The organism is Cupriavidus sp. SHE, assembly GCF_000812445.1.
In the GTDB taxonomy this organism is placed as follows: Bacteria; Pseudomonadota; Gammaproteobacteria; order Burkholderiales; family Burkholderiaceae; genus Cupriavidus; species Cupriavidus metallidurans.
In genome coordinates, this window is sequence record NZ_JWMB01000087.1 from 1 (window position 1) to 25,614 (window position 25,614).

Here is a 25,614-nt window from a genome sequence, read left to right on the forward strand (position 1 = left end):
CAGCGTGTACTGCGCCCGCTTTGTCTTGCTTGTCATCACATCTCTCCTTGCTTCAGTTTAACCTCAGCAAGGGATTCGTTTTGCGGGGGCAAGCTCAATGCCTTCGTGCTCGATGTACTCGACGACGGTTTTCGTCAGGGCATCGCTGTACGGGGCCATCAATGAAATGCGTCGGGCGCCGAAGTCCTTCAGTTCCTCCACCAGCGCGCCGGCCGATGTCATGATCTGCGGGCGATACGGCGCGTCCCCGATAGCGGCACCGAGTTCCTCGATGACCTGACGGTGATAACCGTTACCCATGCACATGGTGGCCACCAGACACGCCGTGCTCATGACATCCACGCGGCCGTCGGCCAGTTCCAGCGCGCAGCGGCCCATGTCCCGGTTCATCCTCTCCAGTTCCTCGGCCACCACGCGATGCATGCGCACGCGGCTCGCGTGGAAACTGAATTGCTCGGGGAGCACCTGCATGCGGGCATTGAAGATGGCGGGGACTTCGCGCTCCATCGTGATGTTGGAGCTGGGCACGATTTGCCCGATTCGGTACGTCGACATTGATATTTCCAGGAAACGATTCAGAGCGCTGGGGACAGGAAGCGGTTCAGCACCGCGCGCAGCGAGTCGGGAATTGGCGTGCCTTCGCGCCGGTCCAGCCGCACGCAGATCGGCGAGAACATGGCGTCGAAGACCGGGGCGCCGTCGGGTCGGCGGGCCACGCAGCGGATATCGAACGATCTGGTCCGAATGGCTTCGACCGTGCACGTGATATCGATCACGTCGTCTGGCCAAAGCGTGCCAATAAACTCGAAACGCATGGCCTTGCATGGGGTACCGACGCCGTGGACCTCTCCCAGCCGGCCGTCGCCGCCCGCCATGTGCGCGGTGTAGAGACCGACCGCTCCAAGCAGATAGTCGGTGAACCGGCCTGTGTAGACGACGCCTGCCGGATCGCAATCTCCCCAACGCACGGTACGCCTGACCACGAACGGGCTTTCGCTCAGCACATACTCCGTGGCGCGTATCATGATTGCCCTTCTGCCGCCACGGCTGCCACCCCGCCGGCAGCCAGCTCGGCCATCAACGCCGGAAACTGAGCCCGCAGACGTTCCGCGTCAATACGGCCGGTACGCGTCATAAAGCGAAACACAAACTCGTGCGGCGTGGGAAGATCCATCCATTCCCGAATGCGCTCGTACCAGTTATACGACGCCTCGGAAGCGCTGATCAGCTTGGCCTTTTCCGGTTTGCGCACGGCTTCGTACTGCTCCAGCGCAGCCGGTACATCGTCCGGGTGCGCCACGATGGCGTCCGCCAACGCCATGGCATCCTCCATCGCAATCCGGGTGCCAGATCCGATCGAGAAGTGCGCACTGGTCAGTGCATCGCCAATCAGGACTTGCTTGCCGACATGCCAGTTGGCATTGATGATCACCGGAAACTGTCGCCAGATAGAATTGTTCGAAACCAATCCATGGCCAGTCAGCTCCGGGGCAAACACCGTCTCGAAGAGCGCTTGCCGCGCTTCGGCGCTCATCTCTTCCATGCCGAAGTCGACCCAGGTCTGGTGGTCGCACTCGGCCACGAATGTGCTCATCGAATCGGAGTACGGGTAGTAATGGGCCACAAAGTAGCCGCCCTCGTACTTGCGAAACACCAGAGCCGGACTCGCAAAGGGCTTTGCCACGCCGAACCAGGCGAAGTGATTCGTCAGTGTGCGGCGCGTCGTGCCAAAGGCCGCTTCATTGGCGGTACGCAATTGCGAGCCGATGCCGTCCGCCCCGACGACAAGGTCGGCATCGAGCGCATCGAAATCGGCAATGCGCTTGTTGTACGTCACCCGTACGCCAAGCTCTTTTGCGCGCTGTTGCAGTACAGACAGCAGACTGATGCGGGGAATGGCACCACCACCTGCACCGGGCTTCCTCATGACGATGGGATGCTCGTGACTAACGATCGAATGCTGGTCGTTGAACCGCATGGCCTTGGCCAGGCGGTCCACCACGATCGGCGAAGCTGCCCGAAGATTCGACAGGCCTGTGTCGGCCAGGACAACGCCGAAGCCAAACGTCGCATCCTCCGGGTTCTGCTCGAACACGTCGATGTCGACCTGCGCCATCCGCTCCTTGAGCAGGATCGACAAAAACAGCCCCGACGGTCCGCCGCCAATGATCGCCACCTTCATTGCGCATCTCCCGGAGCCACCACGAGCGCATCCATGTCGAACTGTCGAATGCTGCCTGCCAGGCCGCCGGTCAGCGCCCCGTACCAGACCGCCGGCTTGAAGCCGAGTTCCTTGCGCCGGAACTGCAATGTCGGATTGCCGTCGATGCGCACGTAGCCATTGCCAATGGCAGTGGTCTGATAGCCAGCGGTCTTACGGGCCACGTCGATCAGCGGCGCAAACTCGGGCACATCGAGTACATAGATCGAAGCCTTCTCGCCATTCGGCGCGGCGCGCTCGATACGCTCCGCCTTGCGCTGCCAGACCGGCTCGATCGATGCAAAGGCGGCACCCTTCTCCCGTGCGCGTTCGAGTTCGATGGCGGAATCGATCGTGAACGCGGCATCCTGCTTGTCGGCGTCGCTGAACGGGCGCACCTGCCAGGTGATCTCGATCGGGTATCCGTTCGGATCGTTGAAATAGATCGACTCGATGACCTCGTGGCGAATCTGGTAGCGCAATGGAATGCCCACCGCCTCCACGCGCTGGCGCCACTGCAGCAACTCCGCTTCGTCGCGCACTCGCCATGCGGTGTGCGTGGCGCGGTCCTGGTAGTGCTCGCGCACGGTCAGCCAGTCGGGCCGCTCGGTACCGATGTAGTAGAAGAAGGCGATCGTGCTGCCGTTGCCGCTATCGAAGAAGAAATGCAGGAAGTCCGCGTGATTGTCAGGTCCCCACCCTTTCGCCGAAATCGCGTGCACGAGAGGCAGGCCCAGCAGATCGCGGTAGAAGTGCACCGTTTCCGCAAGCTTCCAGGTGGGCCGCGCAGTGTGATGTACGCCGTGCAGTGCAACGACAGGCACGTTGGCGTGGGCGCCTTGCGTGGATTGGTTCATGTCTCTTCCTTCTTCACTTTGCTTGGTGAACAGTGTCGTTTTCCGCTTCAGTGCGCAGCATCTGGACGATGCGGTCACGCAGCAGGACCTTGCTGAGCTTGCCCGATGCCGTCAGCGGAAATTCTGGGATGACTTCGAGCCGCTCTGGCCACTTGAACTTGGCGAGGCCGACCTTCTGCAGGTACTGGGCAAGTTCGGGAAGTGTCAGGCCCGACGCCGCTGCCGGCTTGAGTAGCACAAAGGCGCAGACACGCTCGCCGTAGACCTTGTCTGGCATGCCAACGACCGCTGACGCCAGGATCGACGGGTGCTGGTTGATGACGTTTTCAAGCTCTTCGGCGTTGATCTTTTCACCGCCGCGATCGACGACATCCTTGATCCGCCCGAGGAAGAAGTAATAGCGCTTGCCGTCGACCACTTGAGCGGACATCAGGTCACCGGAGCGGTAAAAGCCGTCGGCAGTGAAGCGCGTAACGTCTTCCTTCTCGGACTTGTAATAGCCGCGGATGGTGTACGGCCCCCGGAACAAGGCTTCACCAACTTCGCCATCGGCCACGGGGTCTTCGGTGCCGGGATGGACGATGCGCACTTCGTCGGCATCGGATACCGGGTAACCAATCGATTGCTCGCGAATCTCCGAAGGGTCTTCCGGGCGCGTGAACATGATCACGCCTTCTGTCATGCCGAAAATATGATGTGTCGGCGACCCGGTCAGGCGCGTCAGGTTGGCTGCGTTCTTCGGGGCAATGAAGTTGCGTCGCGCCTTGTCCGACGCGGTGCCGCGCAGCAGTTCCGGCGCGATGCGACTCAGGATCGGCCCGGCAACGCCGAACCAGGTCGGTTCGTAGTTGCGAACGAGAGACTGCAGCGTTTCCTCGCCGATATCCGGGGCTACCGTCACCTTCGCGCCGCACAACAGAAACGGGCCGAAGAAGCAGCCCATGTTGAGGTTGTGCATGTACGGCGTCGGGAAGAACAGCACGTCATCAGCGGTATATCCGTTGCACGCAGCCACTGCGCGCATGTTGTACAGATACTCGTTCTGAAAGCGCGGGATGATCTTCGGCACACCGGTGGTGCCACCCGACAACTGGAACACCGCCGCCTGGAACGGCTCGTGGTCGACTTCAGCCAGCAATGCCTGGGCGCGCGCCAGCGGCATATCGCGGATCAAGTCAGCCAGCAATTTGGCTCGCCCGCGGCGCTCACCGCGCGCCTGAAGGATGAACTGGAGACTTGGTACTTCCGCCTGCATCTCCTCGGCAAACGCCACGTCGTCGAACTTGGGGTCATCTCCCTGAACGAAATGCAGGCGTGCCTCGCACAAGTTGCCCAGGTAACCCACTTCCAGCTTGCGGAATGCCTGTAGCGAACACAGCGGGATGATGCCGGCCTTCAGGCATCCGAGAAATGCGAACAGCAGCTCATTGCTGTTGCCGCATTGAAAGACCGCACGGTCGAGCGGCCTGAGACCCAGCGCCAACAGCGCCGCCCCAAGACGGTCAGTCCGTTCGTCCAACTCCTGATAGGTGAACTCGCCCTCCGGCCCCACCAGGGCCAACCGGTCATGGTGATCGCGGAACGATTGACGGAAGGCGCCAACCAGCGTTTCGCCGGTCAGGTAACCTTCACCGACATAACGGCGAAGGCGGTCTTCATCGGGATAGCGCACGCCTTCGAGCAACACGGAGGGGCGTACGTGGGTGGGTTGCAGCATCTTTGTCTACCTCTGTATTTATATAGTTCGTCTGCGGTGCCGCTCAGGCCATCGATTCCCGCAGCCATTCGACGATATGACGTCCTGCAATGCGCTGCCCGGGCTCCTCCTCGCGGCTCAACGCCATGCCGTGGTGGTTGCCGCGCACACGAATGTGCTGCTTATGCGCCGCCGGGATCTGATCGTAGATGGCCTGGATATCCGCCGGAAACGTGCATTGATCGCCGGTGTATTCGAGCAGCAGCGTGGGCTGATGCAACGTGCCGATCGTCTTGTCCAGCGCCGCGTTGGATGACAGCCCCGACCACGTGGAGAGCCAGGATTCCGGCGTGACGACACGTCCAAAACCCACGCTTCCCCAGTTGGACACGAAGGGATCCTTGCCCCAGAGCGAACCGGTCTTGCGGTCGGACGGGTCCAGCGAGATGTCCCATGAGCGCAGGTCGGCGTCAGTACGCCAGACCTCGAAGATCGGCGCATGGGCCGCGAGCCGACGGTCAGAATCGGTGCCCGCGCCGGCCTTCAGTTTCTGCCGCGCCTCCTGCTTGGCCCGCAGCATTGCCCTGGCGCGTGCGTCGATGCGGGCAACGCGTTCGGTCTGTGCAGCGCGATATCGTTCGATGAACTCGGACGCGTATCGGCCCTTGCCGGATTCCACATCGAACCCGTTGGCCTTTGAAAACGGATCGAGCGTCGGGTCCGTTTGCATGGGATCGTCTTCATCAGCGACCGACGGGTCAATGCCGCTCATCAGGAGTTTGCCCTGCCCCGGGTGGGGCGACACAAGGATGAACGCATCGACTTCCGGCATATGCAGTTCACCCAGGTTCGTCGGGCGGCCACCCGGCGTCCGGGCAATACGCATTTCACGGGGCGTCAACGACTGCTGGTTGTAGAACGTGTACAACCCCGCACCGCCCGAATTGCCGAGCAGCACGATCTTTTCATAACCAAGATCGCGTAGGTGCGTCATACCGGCTGCGACATCGAACAGCGCGATCTCATGCTCCAGACGCAGGTCGTTGCCGATCGAGCGCGGGCCCTGCACCCAGCAAGCACATCCGGCATCGAGCACGAACGGCACCAGGTAGTGAGTGATGGCCATTTCGCGCGGGTGCATCAGGGATACAACCGTCTTCTCCTTGCCAGTGAGGCTGAACAGAAAGCCTAGCGTGCGCTGCCCATCGGCCGTGCCCAATGCATAGGGCACCATCTGATAGGGGCGGTCCATCAGCCGGGCGTCCCATGAGGCACCTCGCATTCCTGCCGTCACTTGCGGCTTGTCTTGTTCGCTCACGCTGTCTCCTTCGTAAATGCGACCGTCTCAATAATCTAGTGTTTATTTGATATGCTGTCAAATAATTCCGGAGACCTCGCGAACTGCGCCGCGCCGGAAAGAAAGGTCTGCCGCGAAGGCGACACACCCGCAAGACGCGCCCCAGCCGATACGTCCAGTCGACAACGATCAGAAGTTGTGCCGCAGACCAACGACGGCACCCAGCGCAGGGCCAACCTTGCTCAAGGTGTACGAGGACGTCAGGTTCTTGTGCAGACTTCAATGTCACCGCCCATCAGGCGCTCCCTGACTCCCCTATACTGCATCCGTCCCTTCACGGAAGCATGAACTATGGAATTCGCTCCTGGCATCAGCCAGCTTGCGGGGTTGCTGGCCGACCCGGGCCGCGCCGCGATGCTGTGGGCGCTGATGGACGGCAGCGCCCGGCCCGCCGGCGAACTGGCGTTGATCGCCGGATTGTCCGCGTCGTCGACCAGTGGACACCTGACCCGCCTCTCCGAAGGTGGTTTGCTGGTGGTGGAAACTCGCGGGCGCAATCGCTACTATCGGCTTGCCACGCCGGAAATTGGCGTGGCCATCGAGGCGCTGGCCACCGCGTCGCTGGCCAGCCAGCCGCCGCGCATGCGTGCCGTGCCCGTTTCGCGCACCACGCCGCCTGCGCTGAAGCAGGCACGAACTTGCTACGACCATTTGGCCGGGGAACTTGCTGTGGGGCTTTTCGAACGAATGTCGCAGGCGGGCTGGATCGCCGTGGACGGCACGCGGGTCGACTTGACCGGAGATGGCACGCGGGCCATGGGGCAGTTGGGCATCGACGTGGATGCGGCGCGGCGCAAGCGGCGGCAGTTCGCCTGCACGTGCCCCGACTGGAGCGAGCGCAAGCCGCATCTGGGCGGGGCGCTCGGGGCCGCGATGCTGCAGGCGATGCTGGCGCGCGGCTGGATAGAACCTACAAGCACGTCGCGCGCGCTGCGCGTGACACCGCGTGGGCAAAATGAAATCGGAAAGGTAGCGGCAGGAGAGAACAGATGGCGATAGAACTGGAAGACGATGCGCAGGACGCCGTGAGCCGGCTGTTCGCGCTGATCAACCTGGGTGACACGCAACAGACCACACGGCAGCTCACGCTACTGGAGGAAGCCCTGGAAGACGCCGAGGAAGACGACGTCGATTCGGAGGCATTGCTCTCTCAGATCAAGGAGATCATCGACTGGGAATCAGGCTTCTATGTCGACTGGAAGGACGTGGAGTCCTTCATCGGCTGCCTGAACCAGTTATGCGAGCGTATCGATCTCGAGATCGACTGGGGCACCGACGATACCGAGGATGAGGATTTCCTCGAAGGCACCAGCGTGCCCGAACTCATGGAGCTGGCGGCCGATCAGCTCCGCGTGGCGGGCTACACGCTCTGGAACTGGGATACGGGCGGCGATGCCTATGCCGGCTGGATCACGCGCAGCGAGGACGACGACGAAATGCTGGAAATCGCCGACACGCTGGGCTTCGACGCCCGCAGCGGCGACCAGCCTTTCTGACGCTCAGTCGAGGGTGATGACGGTGGGCTCGCCATCGTCATCGTTCTGATCTTCCGCGCTCTCCTCAATGCGCGTTGCGGCCGTCACGCGCGCTCCGGGCCGACGCGTTTCCGGCACACCCAGCGTTTCCTCGAGCGCATCCAGAAATGCTCGCACGCTGGCCGGCATCAGCTTGCGGGCGGGCATCAGCACATAGACCTTCAGCGGGGACGATGCGTAGCCAGGCAGCACGCGCACCAGCTTGCCCTCCACAAGTGCCTCGCGCACAAATCGCGGCGACAGGCGCGTCACGCCCAGGCCATCCACCGCGGCATTGAACCGGACTTCCGCGTTGTGCGTGCAGATGCGGGGTTCCACATCCATGGCGAAGGTTTCCACCCCATCGCGCAGGAATTCCCAACGCGTATCGTCAAGATTGCCGACCGTGGGCCAGCCTTGCAAATCCTGCGGCGTACGCGGCAGTCCGCGCTCGCGAATCAGGGACGGCGCGGCATAGAACGCGCGTTCGATCAGCACCACCCGCTTGCTGGCAAACGAGCTATCGCTCAACCCCGTGTCTGTCATGACGAAGGCCAGGTCATAGCCGTGGCGGATCAGGTCTGGCTGGTCCCAGCTCACATCGAGTTGCACGCGCAGCGAGGGATGCAGCTTGAGCAGCCGGTTCACCGTCGGCGAAAGGTGCTGCGAACCGACTTCATAGGGTGTGGCGATGCGGATCGTCCCGCTGACCTCTTCGCTGACGGACGCCGCTTCCGCGCTGATCTCGCGCAGTTCGCCGAACAGTGGCGCCACGCGATCATATAGTTGCTGGCCGCGCTGGGTGACGCGCACCCGACGCGTGGTCCGCTCGAACAATCGCACGCCGAGTTGCCCTTCCAGCCGCGCCACCGCGGCGCTCGCCGATGACTTCGGGACTTCGGCCAGTTCGGCCCCCTGTGTGAAGCCGCCCCCTTCCACCACGCGGCAGAAGATTTCCCAGTCCTTCCAGTCGATCGATTTCATTGCGCACCTTGTTCACGCGAACACCGGGAAAACCCTTACCCGATGGGGCGCGATTGTCCCACACCGCGAACAATGATGGAGTCCATGCTCTTAGTGTGGGTATTACGGGAGTATGACAGGGTCAGTTTTTTGGTGCGAATCGGATCCGGTGGCGTCTGAAGTGGCCTTGGCACGCTGCGGCAGCCCCAGCGCCTGCTCGCTGAACACGTCAGTCGATTCAACGATTGGCGCTCGGCCTCGACGGACATGCCGAGGCCGTCATCATCGTCGCGGCCCGCGCCGGGCTCCATGCCATCGAAGAAGCAGGACAGGCCACTTCCCAGCCCGCAGCCCCGCTTCGAGGCCAGTGGTCTATGGGTTGCGTTCCGCGAGCGCTTCGAGCAGCGCTTGAGACGGCACGAAGAACAGGCTGCCGGTGACTGCCTTGCTGTAGTCGAGCAGCCTGTCGTAGTTGCCCGGCGGACGCCCGACGAACATGTTCTCGAGCATCTGCTCGATTGGCGCGGGCGAGCGCGCGTAGCCGATGAAATAGGTGCCAAACTCGCCCTTGCCGGGCGAGCCAAACGGCATGTTGTCACGCAGGATCTTCACTTCCTTGCCGTCCTCTTCCAGCGTCGTCAGCGAGCTGTGCGAGCACGTCGGCTTGACCGACTCATCGAGTTCGATGTCGGACAACTTGGTCCGCCCGATGATGCGCTCCTGCGCCTCGACGGAAAGCTCGTTCCAGCCGGTCATGTCATGCAGGTACTTCTGCACGATCACGTAGCTGCCGCCTGCGAACGATGGGTCCTCGTCACCGATGATCGTGAAATCCACGGCTTCGCGGTCCACTGGATTCTCAGTGCCGTCAACAAAGCCCACCATGCTGCGCATGTCGAAGTAGCGGAAGCCATGCACTTCGTCGACCACGGTCACCGCCGCGCCGAGCCGGCCGATCAATTGGGTCGCGAGTTCGAAGCACAGATCCATATGTTCCGCGCGGATATGCAGCAGCAGATCGCCCCGTGTGGCCACGGCGCGTCGATCGCCGGCGCCGAACTCGCGGAATGCATGTAGCGATGCGGGACGCGGGCCCCCGAACAGCGCATCCCAGGCGTCTGTGCCAAAGCCGCAGACACATGACAGGTTGCCACCCGGCACACGTTTGCCGACGGACCGCACGAGCGCTGCGACATCCGCGCACCAGGCGCGCACGGTCGCGGCGTGCTCGGCACCGGGCGTCAGCGTCGCGACGATGAAGATCGCGCTGCGGGTAATGGGTTGATAGACGGCCTGGGGTTCGATCGGGTCGTTTGGCATGGGGGAGTGAGTATGGTTATAGCTTCAGACGCTGACTGCGCGAGACAGTCTTCAAGACTAGAACACGTGCACTAGTTGGGAAAGCCACACCTTGGCATGGGTTTCCGGGACCACGACCATGTTCCGTACCCCATCGTATACGGCACTCAAGCCTTGGCGCAACGCAAAGTCACGACGCGAAGTCACAAGGTCGTTCCCTCAAGGCTCCCTCTACGTCGCGACGCCCACGAACTCACCCGCTGCCTCCAGCAACCATTCGCGCAGGTGCCCCATCGCATCGCTCATTGGCTGGTTGTCGGGCACCACGAGGTAGTACGCACTCGTCGCGCGCAGTGATCGCGCCACGGGTGTCACCAGCAGCCCGCGCGTCAGGTACTCCTCCACCAGGAAACGCGGCACCAGCCCGATGCCAAGCCCCGCGCGGGCCGCGCTGATGACCATGCTGTGGTGGTCGTAGCGCGCGCCGCGCAGCGCATTGACATCGTCAATGCCGGCGGCCTCCATCCATTGCTTCCAGCCGAAACTGCGCGTGACCAGGTGCAGCAGCGGCGATCGCGCGATGTCGTTGACGCTGACCCGCTTCTTGCCGCCGAAAAAGTCCGGATGGCAGACGGCTACCGACTCCTCGCCGAACATCCGGTCCACCCGCGCGCCCGGATAGACCGCCTCGCCGAAGTGGATCGCCGCGTCGTACGGCGTGCCCTCGAACAGGAACACATCCGACTGCGCGCGGATGTTGACGATGACCTGCGGGTGGCGGGCATAGAAACCCGGCAGCCGTGGAATCAGCCACTCGACGGCCAGCGTTGGCACGCACGCCAGTTCCACCGTGCCGCCAACACCTTCGTGCGCCATGATGTCCAGCGTATCGCGCTGCAGCTTGCGCAGCATCTCGCGCACCTGGCGGCTATAGAGCACCCCCGCCGCCGTCAGCGTGATGCGCTGGTTGGCCCGGTGAAAAAGCTGCACGCCAAGCAGGCTTTCCAGCGAGGCGATCTGGCGCGATACCGCGCTCTCCGTGATGTACAGATCCGCCGCCGCGCGCCGCAGATTCAGATGCAGCGCCGCCGCGTCGAAGGCACGCAGGTTGGACAGGCTCGGAAGACGTTGGCGCATGAGGCGGGGACGGACTTGTTGACTAAAAGTCATCATCCTATACCGAAATCTCGCTTGAAACCGTCAGCTTGATGAGGAACGATTCGAACTCGCAACGCCGCGCCCCCTCTTAACGCGGCACCCCAGAACGAACAAAGACAAGCAGGACAGGGAGACAACATGAAGCGTTTGATCAGCGCCCTCGCAGCTGCCGGCCTCGCATTCGGCGCGGCGGTTCCCGGCATCGCCGCCGCCCAGGAATTCCCGGCCAAACCCGTACGCATCATCGTGCCGTATCCACCGGGCGGCACCACCGACATGGTGGCGCGCCTGATCGGCGACCAGCTCGCGATCCAGTGGAAGCAAACCGTCCTCGTCGACAACCGTCCGGGCGCGGGTGGCATCGTCGGCACCGGCACGGCGGCCAAGTCCCCGGCCGACGGGTACACGCTGCTGATGGGCTCGGTGGGCGAGTTCGGCATCAATCCGACGCTGTATAAGAAGCTGCCCTACGACGCCGGCGCCGACTTCGTGCCGGTGACGATGGTCGCCAAGGTGCCGAACGTGGTCGTGGTGTCGCCGGCCTTCGCCGAGCGCGCCCATGTGCAGACGCTGGGCGAACTGATCGCCTATCTGAAGGCACATCCCAGGCACGTGAACATGGCATCGGCCGGCAATGGCACCTCCACGCACCTCGCGGGCGAACTGTTCCAGCGCATGACTGGCACGGAGATGAGCCACGTCGCCTACAAGGGCAGCAGCCCGGCCATCGCCGACCTGATGGGCGGCAGCGTCGATGTGATGTTTGACAACCTGCCGGCTTCGCTGCCGTTCATCCGCTCCGGCAAGCTCAAGGCGCTGGCGGTGACCACGCCGGCGCGCTCGTCTGCGCTGCCCAACGTGCCGACCGTCGCCGCCGCCGGTCCGGTGCCAGGCTTCGACGCCAGCCCGTGGTTCGGCCTGCTCGCGCCCCGTGGTACCCCTGCAGCCGTTGCGCAGAAGATTAGCCAGGACCTGACGCGCGTGCTCGGCGAGCCCGCCGTGCAGGCCAAGATGCGCGAACTCGGCGCCGAACCGGCACCGAGCACGCCAGACGCCTTCGCCGAGGTTCTGAAGAAGGATCGCCAGAAGTGGGGCGACATCGTCCGACTGTCCGGCGCCTCGGTGGACTGAAAACCACCTCCGTTATTCCAACTGCTTTTCCGCGCGTCCCCCGCGCGGCACATCATCATGATTTCCAACGTCACCTCGCTCGTTTCCCTTAGCCTTGGCACCAAAGCCGCCGCGCGGCTCTCGCAACTGGTGGCCATGCCCACGCTGCCGGCCGGCAAGCTGGGTCACCCCACGCGCGCCGAGATCGCTCATGCGCTGAACCTGGTGCTGTTCGCCGGCATCCTGGATCGCGTGCCCACCGGCAAGGCCTACACGGAGGATGTAGCGGCCACGGGCGGCAAGGTGCACTTCGATCACGGCGCGCTGCGCACCGTCCGCTGGCAAGAGAACGGCGCCTTGCCCGCAGGTGAGGCAGCCTTCACGCGTATCCTGCGCCCGCTTGGCTACCGCCTCAATGGCACGTATCCGCTCGACCGCATCGGCATGACGGGCCGCTCGTATGCCCACGCCGACGCGCCGGAGGAAATCGCGCAGTTCTTCCTCAGCGAATTCCATCCCGAGCGCTACAGCGAGGACTTCCAGCAAGCCGTGAGCCGCGTCGTCGGCAACTCCGCCGATCCGCTCACGCCGCGCGCGCAGTCGCTACTGTGGGAACTGGAACGTGACGGCGCGCTGCCGCTGGCCGATGCCGGGGAACTGATCGACCTGCTGGCCCGCTGCTTCGAGCGTCAGCACGCCACGCCGCACCTGAACGACTACGAACGCCTGCTGGCCGAGTCGTCGGAGATGGCGTGGATTGCCACCGAAGGGAATGCGTTCAACCACGCCACCGACCGCGTGGAGGACGTCTTCGCGGTATCGGACGAACAGAAGCGCGTGGGCCGCCCCATGAAGGAAAAGGTCGAGGTGTCGCAAAGCGGCCGCGTGAAGCAGACCGCGTTCCGCGCCGATCCGGTTCGCCGCGCGTTCGTTGGCGCCAGCGGTGACGAGGTGGTGCGCGAGGTACCGGGTTCGTTCTACGAATTCATCACGCGCGATCGCTACGTGGACGAGGCACAGGCCATCACGCGCACGGACCTGGGCTTCGACGCCGGCAATGCGCAGGGCATCTTCAAGATGACCGCGGCGGCCTGCTGAAGCACGACGTCCGCAACCACGAGCACGCCATGGCCGCCTACCCCTTCGTTCCCGCGCTACGCGAGCCGCAAGGCTCGCCGATCCGCGAGCTGTTCAAGTATCTCTCCGACCCGGAGATGATCTCGTTCGCCGGCGGCTATCCGTCCGCCGCGTTGTTCGACGTGGAAGGCATCGGCGCGGCATCCGCACAGGCATTGCGCGAACGTCCTGCCGAGTGCCTGCAGTACGGCGCCACGGAGGGCACGCCAGCGCTGCGCAAGGCGCTGGCGGCCCTGATGGCGGAGCGTGGCGCGGCCGTCGTCCTGGACGAACTGCTCATCACCAGCGGCTCCCAACAGGGCTTCGATTTTCTCGTGCGCGCGCTGGTGGAGCCGGGCAGCCTTGTGCTGGTGGAGGAACCCACCTACTCGGCCACGCTGCAGGCACTGCGGCTGGCCGGCGCTGACGTGCGCGGCGTGCCGTCCGACCATGACGGCATGAACGTCGACGCACTGGAGGCGATGCTCGCGAACGCGCCGGCACGTCCGCGCATGATCTACACGGTGCCGACCTTCGCCAATCCAACCGGCGCCACGCTGTCGCCCGCGCGCAGGCTTCAATTGCTGGAACTGGTGGCACGGCACGAGATCGTGCTGGTCGAGGATGATCCTTACGGCGCGTTGAGCTTCGACGGTCCGCCGCCGCCATCGCTGCTCGCGCTGTGCGATCAGGTACCCGGCGCGCGCCCGTGGCTCGTGCATCTCGCGAGCCTGTCGAAGACGCTGGCGCCAGGACTGCGGCTGGGCTGGATGGTGGCCGCGCCGGAGATCGTGCGTCGCGCGGTGATCGCCAAGCAGGTGTCGGACCTGTGCACGCCGCCATGGCTGCAACTGACCGCCGCGCATTACCTTCAGGCCGGAAACCTGCCCGGGCAGATCGCGCGGGAAGTGGCGGTCTATCGCGACAAACGCGATCGGCTGACGACGGCGTTGCGCCAGGCGTTCGGCACGCGCATCCGGTTTGCGGATCCCGCCGGTGGCATGTTCCTGTGGGTATCCGTGGACGGCATCGACGACGCGGCGGCGCTGCTGCCCCATGCCATCGCAGAGAAAGTGCTGTTCGTGCCGGGCGCAGGCTTCTACGCTGAGCGTCGCGCGCGCCCCGCGTTCCGGCTGTCGTTCGTGGGCGCCGATCCGGCGCAGATCGAAGAAGGCGTGGCGCGGCTTGCCCGGGCCGCGGCGCGTGCCGGGGTATCCGTCGTCAATCCGGACTAAGCCAGGCGCTCAGACATCCAGCGTGCCGACGAAGCCGAACTCGACCGGCGTCTTCGCATAGAACAGGCGGATGTCTTCGTGACGCAGGCGCTCCAGCAGCGCCTCCACCTCTTCGACGGTGGCGACCACCGTCACCTCTTCCGGCCGATCGGCTAGTTCAATGAAGTGCCAGGAATGGAAGCGATGGTCGTGCCCGATTCCCTCTGCCGCCACCGTGTGCGTGGCGCCGCGAATCTGCATCTCCCGCATCACCTGCATCAGCCAGTGCGATAGCTGCTTGCCGTGATGTCGCCGACCTTCCTGCGTGTAGAAGGTGAGTTGATAGCCCTGCATGACATCTCCCTGCGGGTCTGGATTGGCCAGAAGCTGGAGCCCCCCACGTGGCAATTTCATCGTATGCCAGGGGGCAGCAATGGTCCAAGACCAGCCGCCGGGCCGAGAGCGCCCGATACCCCCTGGGAAACCCGGTGTTGAGAATGGCTCTCATTCTGAGTTAGGATGCCGCCATCGCCCCTTGCGGGGCTTATTGCCGGAGAAGTTCATGCAGAAGATTGCCGCTTTCCTCGTTGCCGGAGTGTTCTCGACCGCCGCTTTCGCCGGCGCCAACTGCGCCAAGCACCCGAAATCCGAATGGATGCCGGAAGCCGATGCCAAGGCCAAGATCCAGGAACAGGGCTACAACATCAAGAAGTTCAAGGTGGACGGCAATTGCTACGAGATCTACGGCACGACCAAGGATGGCAAGAAGGCCGAGATCTACTTCGACACCAAGACGCTTGAAATCGTCAAATCGGAAATCGGCAGCTAAGCATGTCGGCGCCCGCGGACCGGACGAACGCCCCCGACACGATTCGCGTCTGGGACGTGGTCGTGCGCTTCACGCACTGGAGCGTGGCGGCCATCGTCTGCTTTGACCTCGTCCAGGACTCCGGAGACAAGGTGCACCGAACCCTCGGCTACATCGCCGCCGGGCTGGTGCTGCTCCGGATCTCGTGGGGCTTCATCGGCAGCCAGCCTGCGCGTTTCCGCACGTGGCTGCCACGTCCGTCCGCCGTGCTGGCTTATGGCAAGGCACTGGTCGCCGGCCGCGCGCCGCGGCACGTCAGCCATACGCCGCTGGGCGCCGTCGCCATGCTGACCATGTGGGCGCTGATCCTGGCGCTGGCCGTCACCGGCTGGATCTCGCGTCTCGATGCGTTCTGGGGCGAGGATTTGCCAGTCGACATCCATCGCTGGCTGGCGAACGCGCTGCTGGCGCTGGTGATCCTTCATGTGGCCGCAGCCATCGCCATGAGCATCAAGGGCCGCGAGAACCTCGTCGCTGCCATGATCACGGGCCGCAAGCCACGTGATCCGCGCCGCTAGCGAATTTCTATGGCATAGTTGCCATCGCTTTACCCCGCGTGTATCGGGAGAGTCTGTGCCAGCCGCCCGGCCGACACGGCGCCGAAGGAGCAACCGCCCCGGAAACTCTCAGGCAAAAGGACCGGTACCCGCCATTGAACTCTGAAGAACCCCGGCTTGCACGTCAGCCGGCGGTACCGAAGGAGCAAGCGGCACGCGTATTGTTCGTGTGCCGCGAATCTCTCAGGTCAAGGACAGAGGGGGCGTCCGCAACCGCGCATGGTGCGCGGCGGACTGCCATCCCACGACGTCCTGAAAGACCTTCGACATGAAATCCATCGCAGTGATCGGCGGCGGCATCACCGGCGCCACGACGGCTTACGCCCTGGCCAAACGCGGGTTCTCCGTCACCCTGTTCGAACGGCACCGCTATGCGGCCATGGAAACCTCGTTCGCCAACGGCGGACAACTCTCCGCCTCCAACGCGGAAGTCTGGACGCACTGGTCCACGCTGGCCAAGGGCCTGAAGTGGATGCTGCGCAACGACGCGCCGCTGCTCGTCAACCCGCGCCCGACCTGGCACAAGCTGAGCTGGTTCGCCGAGTTCATCGCATCGATCCCGCATTACCGCCGCAACACGGTGGAGACCACGCGGCTTGCCATTGCCGCGCGCCAGCACCTGTTTGCGTGGGCGGAGGCGGAGGGCATCGACTTCGACCTCAAGCGGCGCGGCATCCTGCATATCTATCGGGACAAGGCGGGCTTCGATCACGCAGGGCAAGTCTCGAAGCTGCTCGCCGAAGGCGGACTCGAACGGCGCGCGGTGACCCCGGACGAGATGCGAAGCATCGAGCCAACGCTGGCAGGCCAGTACTACGGCGGCTACTACACCGAAAGCGACTCTACCGGCGACATCCACAAGTTCACCACCGGTATCGCTGCGGCGGCGCGCAGACTGGGCGTCCAGATGCTGTACAACCAGGACGTGAGCGCCGTATCGACCAGCGGCCGGCGAGTGACGATCGTCTCGGCTGACGATGGCCAGACGACATCGCGCGAATTCGATGCAGTGGTCGTCTGCGCCGGCGTTGCCAGCCGCGATTTCGCGCGCCAACTCGGAGACCGCGTGAACATCTACCCGGTCAAGGGCTATTCGATCACGGTCAACCTCAACGACGCCGAAAGCCAGGCCTCGGCGCCCACGGTCAGCCTGCTCGACGACGAAACCAAGCTTGTCACCAGCCGTCTGGGCGTGGACCGATTCCGCATAGCCGGCACCGCCGAGTTCAACGGCGTCGACCGCGACATCCGCGCTGACCGCATCCGTCCGCTGATCGACTGGGTCCATGCTTGCTTCCCCGGCGTCAGCACCCGCAGCGTGGTGCCCTGGGCGGGGTTGCGGCCGATGATGCCGAACATGATGCCGCGCGTCGGCCGGGGCCATGCAGCAAACGTGTTCTACAACACCGGGCATGGGCATTTGGGCTGGACGCTGTCCGCCGTGACAGCCGAGATGGTGGGGGATGTCGTGCGCCACGCCGCTACGGAGCAGCAAGGGCGCGTGGGCGTTGGCGGATTGGTGGTGGGCAACGGCTGAGGGAAGCCTTTCTTTCCGGGCGGAGAACGAAAAAAGCCCCGCTTGCGCGGGGCTTTTCGAATCTGGTGCCCAGAAGAGGACTCGGTCACCCATGCGCGACCCCGGGTTGCGCTTGCAAGCGCAACCTTTTCTCGTCCTCGCGAAAGGCCCTCAAGGGCCTTTCTTTCCGGGCGGAAAACGAAAAAAGCCCCGCTTGCGCGGGGCTTTTCGAATCTGGTGCCCAGAAGAGGACTCGAACCTCCACAGTGTTGCCACCGCTAGGACCTGAACCTAGTGCGTCTACCAATTCCGCCATCTGGGCGATGCGAGCCGCGAATTCTACAGAAGCCTGTGGAATTTGCAAGCCCCTGTGTGAATTCTCGCGAATTCATTCCGGGTCAGTTGCCGCGCAGTTCCAGGTAGAGCCCGCCATCGACCACGTAGCGGTTCCGGCCCGCCCGCTTGGCGCGGTACATGGCGCTGTCGGCGCGATGCAGCAGCGGCTCGAGGCGCGGCGCGTCGGGCACGGCGCAGACCGCGCCGACGCTGATCGTCACGAACGGCTGCACCGGCGTGCCATGGTGGGGAATGCCAAGCTCGCGTACCGCTGCCACCATCCGGCGTGCGATGGTTCGCGTCTCCTCGGACGTCGAATCCGGCAGCACCACGGCAAACTCCTCGCCACCCAGGCGGGCGCAAAACTGCGTGCCATCGAGCACGCAGGTCAACGCCGTCGCGACCTGCCGCAGGCACTCGTCGCCGCGCGGATGGCCATAGAGATCGTTGAACTGCTTGAACAGGTCGACATCCAGAATCAGCAGGCCGATTTCCGTGCCGCGTTCGTAGGCGCGTGTCACCGCGGCATGCGACTCGCGCTGGAAGTAGCGACGATTCGGAATGCCGGTCAGGGCATCGACATCGAGGTCCGCCTGGGCGCGCGACAGCTCCTGCGCGGTCTGCCCAAGCTGCATGGCCAGCGCCTGCTCGCGCGACTGATAGCGGCTGATATCGCGCATGAACACGAGCTTGCCGATTGGCTTGCCATCCATCCGGCAGACGGGCTCCACCATCAGTTCGTACTGCGCGCCCTGGGGAATCCCGGGATTCGTACCGACGTCTTCGGCCGTGGCCGGCGAAGACAGCAAGTCCTGCCACGTGGCAGGCGCCACCTCGCCTTGCGCCAGTTCCGGCAACATGCGCGCCGCTGCGGGGTTGAACTCGACGATGGTGCCGTCCAGGCCGAGGATCACGCAGCCTTCGCGGATGGTGTCGAAAACACGCAGCCGCGCGTAGTGCCCGACATCGTCCAGATGCGATCGCAGCGCACAGAACCAGACCAGCACCGTCATGACCGAGAACGTGGCCGGTGTGAGATCACCGCCGAGCGGGCCGGTCAGGCGTTCCAGATAGGCGAGATGAAAGACCAGCGGCAGCGCCAGGCCGCACGCCAGGATATTCCGCCCGCGCACCGACAACGCCGCGTTCGGCACCTTGGCCGTGATGAGGAAGTACAGGCTCAGTCCGAGCAGCGCATAGGTCCACGCCGCCATGATCGTGTAGCCGATGCCGTGGTGGAATACGGCGCCGGGTGATACACCGGGGGGCATCAGTTCGATCGAGGTCCAGACCAGATGGTGACGCTCATTGGTGAACACGAGCACGACCGACAGCACCGCCGCCATCACGGGCACCCATAGCTTCGACCAGGGCACCACGAAATGCGGCCGGCTGACATGGATCATCGCCACGAGCCAGCCAATTGGCACGGCCACGATGCCGAGGTACTGAAGCTTCGCCCAGAAGATGCGCCCGGCCATGTCCGATTCGCTGATCTCGAGCAGCCGTCCGCCGCTCCAGACCACCACGCCCCCGGCTAGCAGCAGGAACGCCCTGACCGTAGGGTCGTCACGGCGCGGCCAGGCGGCAATGGCCATGCCCACGCTGCACACCACGGCGATGGTCAGACAAAGGACGAGAGGATACGATGGCATGGAAGGTCGGCCGAACCAGATCGGGGCCCCGACTGGCTGTGCGGGGCGAACCATTATAGGCTTGCGCAGTCCGACACTGGCGCGGCGCCCGGTGGCGCCGCCAATGCACAACACATCCGGAAAACCGAACGTGCCAATCATTCTCCTGGGGCTGGCGTTACTGGCTGCCTTTGTCTACGGCGTCGTGCAGCTCTACCTGAAAGTAGCCGCCGCTTACGGCGCGATCGCCGGCACCGCCGCAGTGGTTGCGCTGCTTGCCGCCCTGACCGCGCTGGCCGTGCGCTGGCTGCAACGCTATCGGGCCATCCACGGCAAGCGCGTCAATGGCGAGCGAGTGCTCATGCTGACCGGTGACTGGGGTAGCCTGAGGCTGGACGCCGAGCGCAAGAACGGTGTCCTGGAGATGAATGGCCGGCGTGTCGTGCTGATCTTCGCCGATATCGGCGAGGCCCGCGCCGTTGCCGCCGATGGCAAGTGGCACATTGCGCTGACGCTGCACCACCACACGCCCGCAGACTGGAAGATCCCCGTCGCGGACGGCAGCACCGCCAACCGCTGGAGCAAGATCTTCACGCTGGCGGCAGCGCAGAAACTCTAGAAATCGCTGTTATCTTCACAAGGAGCCTCCGCATGACTCGATCGAACCGCCAATTGAAGCGACTGACCACCGCCAGTGCTGTCGCGCTCGTCGCCATGGTGGCCGGTTGCGCGTCGCAACCGCCCGCAGAACCGATTCCGAACCCGGGCCCCCAGGGTGGCCGTGGCACGCCGGAGGGTTGCCAGGCCGACAAGCTGGGCGACGAGGCGCTGATCGGCAAGACCGAAGCCGAGGCCGCCGCCCTGCTCAAGGGCTGTGCCTGGCGCTTCGGCAGCCGCGACGGCCAGAGCCTGCCGGCCACGATGGACTACAACCCGCAGCGCCGGTCCATCGACGTGGTGGGCGGCAAGGTCACCGCCGTTCGTCGGGGCTAACTTCGCGGATGCCTTGGCGGCTAACCTCGCCGCCAGGGCAGTACCGCATCGGGTACCGCGGTCGCTACTTCGAGCGGCTGCGGTCCGCGCCGTACGTATCCATAATGATCATCGTGCGGTCCAGCACCCCGTTGTCGTCGAAGTAAGCGCTGAAATGCGCCGGCACGTAGCCGGGCAGGTACATGCGGTACGACCACGCCTCGCGCTTCATCAACGGGTAGTACTGAATTGGCTCGCGCGGCATGCCCCAACGCTCGAGAACGTCCCGCTTGGTCCAGGCGTTGGGCTGCGCCTTGTAGATTTCGGCCTCGGTCAGCATCTGCCGGAACGCGATCAGCTTGCCCGACCCATCGAAATCGGCCGCGTAGACGTCATACCCATAGGGCTGTTTCGAGTAGATCCAGCGCAGCGTGCCGTCGGCAAGCTGATGCGTCTCGGTGGGCTTGCCAAACGTGTCGCTCACGGCCGACTGCGGACTCCCGATCATCTTCTGCCCGGTCTCCACGGGTTGCAGCGACGCACATGCGCTCAACACCAGGGCGGCGATCCCCATCCAGACGGGTAAACGAAGTTGCATGGTTGGCTCCGGTATCGGTGAGACTCTCGTGCCCAGCATACTCCACTTGGACTGCTTGAGCGCGTATCTCGCCTGCTACGTAAACACCGAAGCGCCAGGGTTTATTCCGCAGGACACATAGCCCGTCATGCCCGTGCCGGGCGCATCGGCGCGCGCGCGATCGTCCGATCGTCAATCGGCCAGTGCAGCGCTGCGGCGATCACGCCCAGTGCCATCGCCCCCATCCAGACCAGGTCATAGGACTGCGTCAGCTCGAACACCACCCCACCCAGCCACACGCCCAGGAACGAGCCGAGTTGGTGGCCGAAGAAGACGAAGCCGAACAGCGTGGTGATGTAGCGCACGCCGAATACCTGGGAGACGATGCCGCTGGTCAGCGGCACGGTGCCGAGCCACAGGAAGCCCATCACCGCTGCGAACGCATACAGGCTCATCGGGCTCAGGGGCAGCAGCACGAACAGGGCCATTGCCGACGTACGCGCCAGGTAGACGCCGGCTAGCAGGTACTTCCGCGTATGCCGCCCGCCCAGCCAGCCGAACACATAGGTGCCGAAGATATTGGCCAGTGCGATGATGGCCAGCGCGGCCATGCCGTCAGCGGGCTGCATCCCCTTGTCGCGCAGGTAGGCGGGCAGATGGTTGGCGATAAAGGCCAATTGGAAGCCACATGCCAGGAAGCCGAGGTTGAGCAGCCAGAAGCCCGAGTGGCTGAAAGCCTCGCGGATGGCGGCCAGCATCGGCATCGGTGGCTGGTCCCCGGTAGCAGCGTCGGATGCCGGGGCGCGATCGCGGAACGGCAACGCGAACGGGATCAACACCGCCGCGCATACCGCCAGCACCATCAGCGCATTCGTCCAGCCGGCGAACGACAACAGCGCCTGCGCGGACGGCACCATCAGGAACTGGCCGATGCCACCGATCGCCCCGGCGATGCCCAGCGTGCGGCTGCGGTCCTCTGGCGGCACCATGCGGCTCAGCGCGCCATAGACCACGCCGAAGGTCGTGCCAGACTGCGCCACGCCGATGCAAACCCCGGCGACCAGCATGAATGCCGGCGCGCTCGTGATCACCGCCATCCCGTAGAGGCCCAGCGCGTACAGCACCAGACCGGCCAGCATCACCTTCCAGGAGCCGAACCGGTCGGCCACCATTCCCGTGAATGGTTGCGCGATGCCCCAGGTCAGGTTTTGCACGGCCATGGCAAAGCCGATCGACTCGCGCGTCCAGCCGCGGTCGCCGATGATCGGCAGCAGGAACAGCCCTTGCACATGCCGCGCGCCCAGCGCCAGCCCCATGACCAGCCCGCCGGCCAGCAACAGGAAGACGGTATCGCGCCACCATGGCGCCGGGGCCGCAGGTTGCGATGCGGCACGAGTATGGGAGCGGGGAGCGTCGGTCATGCTGTCGGTCGGATGAAGGCGTTGAATGTCCTCCATTTCATGCGCTCCGGTGCGGCCGTTCAACCGACATTTCGGGCGTTTTGCCATGCGCCGCACGCATGGCAAGAGATGGCGAGCCATGCTGTAATGGGGCCATTCGCCCCTGCCACCGCCATACGCTCCCGTCATGTCCGAACCGCTCGCCCGGTTGTTCTCCCTCGACCTGCTCAAGGGCTTTGTCGCCGTGGGCCGGCGCATGAGCATCACGCAAGCCGCCGAGGACCTCTGCCTGACCCAGTCGGCCGTCAGCCGCCAGGTCCGGGCGCTCGAAGAGCAGCTTCAGGTCCGGCTGTTTATCCGGCGGCACCGGGGTGTCGCGTTCACGCCAGAGGGCGAGCGGCTGTTCCGCAGCGCCGACGGCGCCTTGCTGCAACTGCAAAACGTGGCGGCGGAGCTTCGCAAGCGCGATGGCCGGCAACCCGTGACGGTAACGGCCAGCATTGGCGTGGCGGGCCTCTGGCTGTTGCCGCGGCTGGGCTCGCTGCAGCGCCAGTACCCAGGCCTGGACGTGCGCCTGTCCGCCAACAACCAGATCAGCGATCTGCGTGCCGATGGCATCGATCTGGCGATCCGCTATTGCCCGGCATCGGCGGCGCCGCCCCTTGCCGTCCATCTGTTCGACGAGACCATCGCCCCGGTGGCGAACCCCTCGATGGGCGCCCACCTCGTGACGACGCCCGAGGCGCTGGCGGAACTGCCGTTGATCGAGTTCGATGATCCACGCCCATGGCTGCACTGGCGCAACTGGCTCGGTGCGCAAGGCTACCGCCAGGCCAGCCGCCGCGGCATCCTGCGCTTCAACCAGTACGACCAGGTGATCCATGCAGCGCTAGCCGGGCAAGGCGTGGCGCTTGGCCGCCTCGAACTGATCCAGTCGTGGATCGACGGCGGCCAACTGGTGGTTGCTGCGACGGGTGGTGCGGCCATGCCCAGCCCCAACGCCTTCTGGCTGATTCACGCCAGTGAGCAACCGCGCGAGGACGTCCGGCGCGTGGCGGAATGGATCCGGAGTGAAGCCGCCGGCATAGCCGCCACTGGTGACGCCAGCCCGTCATCCCCCGCACACCCGAGCCCTACTTTGGTGGGGCAAGCAAACCCGCCGTCAAGAAACGGGCGTCTGATCCGATAAGATGGTCGTCGGTCGCCGAATGGCGTCCAGCGTGTTGATGTGGAGCCACCATGGACCCCCTTTCGTTCGAGTTCGTGACTGTCGAGGAAGCCAAGAAGGTACTCGATGGGAATATGCCGCCTGCCGCGCGGACCGACTGGACCGAGATGCGCCAGCCCTCGGATGCCACGGAACAGGCGCTGACATCCGAAGCACTCAGATGGCTCGCCCAGTTGCCGCGTGAAGTCCGGCCGCTAGAACTGTTCCACACCTATCCGCGCATTGCCAATCAGTTGGCCAGGCTAGCCGCCCCGGCCGCTGTATCAGCATTCCTCGCCGACCTGCTGATCGACAAGCGTGGCGACCGGCAGGGCTTTCCGGGCGGTATCGCGCCGGAGCTTTCGAAGCTTCAGGAGCATCTGCTGCAACTGCTCCAGTCCCCCGACGCCACCGCCTGACACACCACGGATCCCCTCGGCTACAGCTCATCCTCCAGCGGCAGGAGTCCCAGAAAGTCGATGCCGATGTGCTGCCACACGCTCATGCCGGGCTCCTTGTCGGTGGTGACTTCCTTGCCCTGCTCCATCGTTGTCCACGTCAGGCCTTCCTGACCCGCTGCATCGGTACGCACCCCAATGCGCCACGCGATCTCGGGCAGCCGCTTGTCCACGTCGGACACGAACCAGGCAGCCAGCGTGGGGCTGTCGAGCACGACCCCCATCTCGGTATTGAGCCGGCTCGATCGCGGGTCCAGGTTCGGGGAGCCCACGAACAGGAACCGCCGGTCGACGACATAGGCCTTGGCATGGAGGGTTGCGCGGCTCGATGCGAAGGTGCGAGCGTGTCTGCCACGATCTTGCGTCAATCCGGTACTGGCAGTGGGCTTGAGTTCGTACAGTTCGATGCCGGCGTGGAGCAGCGCCAGACGGCGTGGCGCGTAGCCCGCATGGACTGCGGAAACATCCGTGGCCGCAAACGAGTTGGTCAGCACCCGCACCTTGACGCCGCGTTTGGCGATGGCGGCCAACCATTTCTCGGTGTCGTCGTCCGGTACAAAGTACGGCGAGATCAGCACCAGTTCGGTCTGCGCCGCCTCCATCAGCGCCCGCAGGCGGGGAATTGCGTGGGTCGACGGATCGTCGGGATCGTTCTCGATCTTGTCAGGCGAGTCGGCAATCACGCGCGCGCTGCCGACGTGGCCCGGCAGATGACCCACTTCGATGCCGCGCGCCAGCCCCGAGTCCAGCAGCTCCTGCACGAAGGGACTGGCACGAGCCACGTCTCCCTTTGCCTCGACTTCCTTGCGAAAGCGTCGCAGTTCCTCAGGGGCCTCCTTGCCCTCGGGCACCAGCGCGGCCACCGGATACGCGCTCTCGCTGTTCCAGTACTGGTCGAACACCTTGCTGGCGGCCTGCACGACGGGACCGGCGACCATCACATCCAGGTCGCTGAAATCGACGTCGGGTCGGGCCGAGAAATACGCGTCTCCGATATTGCGGCCACCGACCACGCCCACGAGGTTGTCCGCCACCATCAGCTTGTTGTGCATGCGCCGGTCCAGGCGGCCGAAATCGACCATCATCTCGGCCCAGCGCGCGGAGCGGTTGGCAAACGGGTTGAACAACCGGGTCTCGATGTTCGGATGGGCGTCGAGCGCCGCCCAGAGCTTGTCCTGATTGGTGGAATGCAGGTCGTCGATCAGCAGACGCACTCGCACGCCACGGTCGGCGGCATCGATCAACTCGCCAAGCAGGGCGCTGCCCGTGGTATCCGCATCAAATAAGTAGTACTGGAGATCGAGCGTCTTGCGCGCCGCGCGCGCCAACGCCATGCGGACCGCCAGCGCATCGGGCCCCGAACCCAGCGGATAGAAGATCGATTGACCCGGATTCCGCGCCAGCCGTGGTGCCAGGGAACTGGCCAGCAACGTATCGCTGGTATCGGTCGACGCGTAGCTCGGCGTGCGGTCAGGATGCGCTGGCAAACTGGCGCACCCTGCCAGCACCAGGATGCAGGCCGACAGACAGGCCAGCAGGAATCGGGGGCCAACGCTCGCACTCCGTTGTTGCAACGCCTGCGCCATGGCGGCCCCCAGGTGGTTG

The 25,614-nt window shown here is 64.5% G+C and carries 25 protein-coding genes, 1 tRNA gene, 1 pseudogene and 1 riboswitch; of the genes and pseudogenes, 12 read left to right on the forward strand and 15 right to left on the reverse strand.

The window, feature by feature from the left end:
* Nucleotides 1–90 precede the first annotated feature (90 nt).
* The 6 genes and pseudogenes from RN01_RS30815 to RN01_RS30840 form a co-directional block, all read right to left on the reverse strand.
* A pseudogene (locus tag RN01_RS30815) lies at nt 91–555 on the reverse strand (Asp/Glu racemase); the annotation flags it as partial.
* Nucleotides 556–575: 20 nt separating this feature from the next.
* Nucleotides 576–1,025, reverse strand: a complete 450-nt coding sequence (locus RN01_RS30820) for a thioesterase family protein (protein WP_017515655.1) — start codon at nt 1,023–1,025, stop codon at nt 576–578.
* Complete coding sequence (locus tag RN01_RS30825; RefSeq protein WP_024570211.1) at nt 1,022–2,182, reverse strand: FAD-dependent monooxygenase; 1,161 nt, start codon at nt 2,180–2,182, stop codon at nt 1,022–1,024. Before RN01_RS30825 ends, RN01_RS30820 begins: the two co-directional genes overlap by 4 nt.
* Nucleotides 2,179–3,057, reverse strand: coding sequence for a VOC family protein (locus RN01_RS30830; RefSeq protein WP_017514805.1), 879 nt, complete (start codon nt 3,055–3,057; stop codon nt 2,179–2,181). Before RN01_RS30830 ends, RN01_RS30825 begins: the two co-directional genes overlap by 4 nt.
* Before the next feature lie 13 nt (nt 3,058–3,070).
* Nucleotides 3,071–4,774: an AMP-binding protein gene (locus RN01_RS30835; RefSeq protein WP_024570210.1), complete on the reverse strand. Its 1,704-nt coding sequence runs from the start codon at nt 4,772–4,774 to the stop codon at nt 3,071–3,073.
* 43 nt (nt 4,775–4,817) lie between these two features.
* Nucleotides 4,818–6,005, reverse strand: a complete 1,188-nt coding sequence (locus RN01_RS30840) for an alpha/beta hydrolase (protein ID WP_035835544.1) — start codon at nt 6,003–6,005, stop codon at nt 4,818–4,820.
* Nucleotides 6,006–6,401: 396 nt separating this feature from the next.
* Here RN01_RS30840 and RN01_RS30845 point away from each other — a divergent pair, with 396 nt between their 5' ends.
* Nucleotides 6,402–7,109, forward strand: coding sequence for a helix-turn-helix transcriptional regulator (locus tag RN01_RS30845; protein WP_024570209.1), 708 nt, complete (start codon nt 6,402–6,404; stop codon nt 7,107–7,109).
* Nucleotides 7,100–7,606: a hypothetical protein gene (locus RN01_RS30850; protein WP_011519979.1), complete on the forward strand. Its 507-nt coding sequence runs from the start codon at nt 7,100–7,102 to the stop codon at nt 7,604–7,606. The genes RN01_RS30845 and RN01_RS30850 overlap by 10 nt, the downstream gene beginning before the upstream one ends.
* Nucleotides 7,607–7,609: 3 nt before the next feature.
* On the opposite strand, the gene RN01_RS30855 is transcribed toward RN01_RS30850, so the two are convergent.
* The 3 genes from RN01_RS30855 to RN01_RS30865 all read right to left on the reverse strand — a co-directional run bounded on the left by RN01_RS30855 (nt 7,610) and on the right by RN01_RS30865 (nt 11,023).
* Nucleotides 7,610–8,608: a LysR family transcriptional regulator gene (locus RN01_RS30855; RefSeq protein WP_011519980.1), complete on the reverse strand. Its 999-nt coding sequence runs from the start codon at nt 8,606–8,608 to the stop codon at nt 7,610–7,612.
* A 351-nt stretch (nt 8,609–8,959) separates the two neighbouring features.
* A complete protein-coding gene (locus RN01_RS30860; protein ID WP_017514928.1) occupies nt 8,960–9,907 on the reverse strand; it encodes a Dyp-type peroxidase in 948 nt (315 codons plus the stop codon).
* 210 nt (nt 9,908–10,117) lie between these two features.
* On the reverse strand, nt 10,118–11,023 hold the full coding sequence (locus RN01_RS30865; protein ID WP_008651393.1) for a LysR substrate-binding domain-containing protein: 906 nt from the start codon (nt 11,021–11,023) through the stop codon (nt 10,118–10,120).
* 159 nt (nt 11,024–11,182) lie between these two features.
* Here RN01_RS30865 and RN01_RS30870 point away from each other — a divergent pair, with 159 nt between their 5' ends.
* From RN01_RS30870 to RN01_RS30880, 3 genes are read left to right on the forward strand one after another with little or no spacing between them, the layout of a single operon-like run.
* The gene (locus tag RN01_RS30870; RefSeq protein WP_024570208.1) at nt 11,183–12,175 is read left to right on the forward strand and encodes a tripartite tricarboxylate transporter substrate binding protein; all 993 of its coding nucleotides are present in this window, start codon (nt 11,183–11,185) and stop codon (nt 12,173–12,175) included.
* Between the two features lie 57 nt (nt 12,176–12,232).
* Nucleotides 12,233–13,252 (forward strand): DUF1338 domain-containing protein, encoded by a 1,020-nt coding sequence (locus RN01_RS30875; RefSeq protein WP_017513978.1) that lies wholly within the window; start codon nt 12,233–12,235, stop codon nt 13,250–13,252.
* 29 nt (nt 13,253–13,281) lie between these two features.
* A complete protein-coding gene (locus tag RN01_RS30880; RefSeq protein ID WP_017513977.1) occupies nt 13,282–14,505 on the forward strand; it encodes a PLP-dependent aminotransferase family protein in 1,224 nt (407 codons plus the stop codon).
* 9 nt (nt 14,506–14,514) lie between these two features.
* Here the strand turns inward: RN01_RS30880 and RN01_RS30885 are convergent, their stop codons facing one another.
* Nucleotides 14,515–14,838: a DUF190 domain-containing protein gene (locus RN01_RS30885; RefSeq protein ID WP_011519986.1), complete on the reverse strand. Its 324-nt coding sequence runs from the start codon at nt 14,836–14,838 to the stop codon at nt 14,515–14,517.
* A gap of 208 nt (nt 14,839–15,046) precedes the next feature.
* Between RN01_RS30885 and RN01_RS30890 the strand changes: the two genes are divergently transcribed.
* The 3 genes from RN01_RS30890 (at nt 15,047) to RN01_RS30900 (ending at nt 17,446) form a co-directional block, all read left to right on the forward strand.
* Nucleotides 15,047–15,313: a PepSY domain-containing protein gene (locus tag RN01_RS30890; RefSeq protein WP_008651386.1), complete on the forward strand. Its 267-nt coding sequence runs from the start codon at nt 15,047–15,049 to the stop codon at nt 15,311–15,313.
* A 2-nt stretch (nt 15,314–15,315) separates the two neighbouring features.
* Complete coding sequence (locus RN01_RS30895; protein WP_024570207.1) at nt 15,316–15,870, forward strand: cytochrome b/b6 domain-containing protein; 555 nt, start codon at nt 15,316–15,318, stop codon at nt 15,868–15,870.
* A gap of 34 nt (nt 15,871–15,904) precedes the next feature.
* Nucleotides 15,905–16,004, forward strand: a riboswitch (glycine riboswitch).
* Nucleotides 16,005–16,177: 173 nt separating this feature from the next.
* Complete coding sequence (locus RN01_RS30900) at nt 16,178–17,446, forward strand: D-amino acid dehydrogenase (RefSeq protein ID WP_017513975.1); 1,269 nt, start codon at nt 16,178–16,180, stop codon at nt 17,444–17,446.
* A gap of 214 nt (nt 17,447–17,660) precedes the next feature.
* Here RN01_RS30900 and RN01_RS30905 read toward each other — a convergent pair.
* Both RN01_RS30905 and RN01_RS30910 read right to left on the reverse strand, forming a co-directional pair.
* A tRNA-Leu gene (locus RN01_RS30905) sits at nt 17,661–17,747 on the reverse strand.
* 76 nt (nt 17,748–17,823) lie between these two features.
* Nucleotides 17,824–19,416, reverse strand: a complete 1,593-nt coding sequence (locus RN01_RS30910; RefSeq protein ID WP_017514213.1) for a diguanylate cyclase domain-containing protein — start codon at nt 19,414–19,416, stop codon at nt 17,824–17,826.
* A 130-nt stretch (nt 19,417–19,546) separates the two neighbouring features.
* On the opposite strand from RN01_RS30910, the gene RN01_RS30915 reads away from it, so the two are divergent.
* Nucleotides 19,547–20,014 carry a hypothetical protein gene (locus RN01_RS30915; protein ID WP_024570206.1) on the forward strand — a complete coding sequence of 156 codons (468 nt, stop codon included), beginning with the start codon at nt 19,547–19,549 and terminating at the stop codon, nt 20,012–20,014.
* Between the two features lie 32 nt (nt 20,015–20,046).
* Nucleotides 20,047–20,388 carry a hypothetical protein gene (locus RN01_RS30920; protein ID WP_008649522.1) on the forward strand — a complete coding sequence of 114 codons (342 nt, stop codon included), beginning with the start codon at nt 20,047–20,049 and terminating at the stop codon, nt 20,386–20,388.
* 64 nt (nt 20,389–20,452) lie between these two features.
* Here RN01_RS30920 and RN01_RS30925 read toward each other — a convergent pair whose 3' ends face one another.
* Together RN01_RS30925 and RN01_RS30930 are read right to left on the reverse strand one after the other, a co-directional pair.
* Entirely contained in the window at nt 20,453–20,965 is a 513-nt protein-coding gene (locus RN01_RS30925; protein ID WP_008649521.1) for a hypothetical protein, read from the reverse strand.
* Nucleotides 20,966–21,090: 125 nt separating this feature from the next.
* The gene (locus RN01_RS30930; RefSeq protein ID WP_080672835.1) at nt 21,091–22,401 is read right to left on the reverse strand and encodes an MFS transporter; all 1,311 of its coding nucleotides are present in this window, start codon (nt 22,399–22,401) and stop codon (nt 21,091–21,093) included.
* Between the two features lie 130 nt (nt 22,402–22,531).
* Here RN01_RS30930 and RN01_RS30935 point away from each other — a divergent pair, with 130 nt between their 5' ends.
* The gene (locus tag RN01_RS30935) at nt 22,532–23,533 is read left to right on the forward strand and encodes a LysR substrate-binding domain-containing protein (RefSeq protein WP_024570204.1); all 1,002 of its coding nucleotides are present in this window, start codon (nt 22,532–22,534) and stop codon (nt 23,531–23,533) included.
* Between the two features lie 50 nt (nt 23,534–23,583).
* Nucleotides 23,584–23,970 carry a hypothetical protein gene (locus RN01_RS30940; protein WP_017513275.1) on the forward strand — a complete coding sequence of 129 codons (387 nt, stop codon included), beginning with the start codon at nt 23,584–23,586 and terminating at the stop codon, nt 23,968–23,970.
* Nucleotides 23,971–23,990: 20 nt separating this feature from the next.
* Here RN01_RS30940 and RN01_RS30945 read toward each other — a convergent pair whose 3' ends face one another.
* Nucleotides 23,991–25,595, reverse strand: coding sequence for a phospholipase D family protein (locus tag RN01_RS30945; protein WP_017513276.1), 1,605 nt, complete (start codon nt 25,593–25,595; stop codon nt 23,991–23,993).
* Between the last annotated feature and the right edge of the window lie 19 nt (nt 25,596–25,614).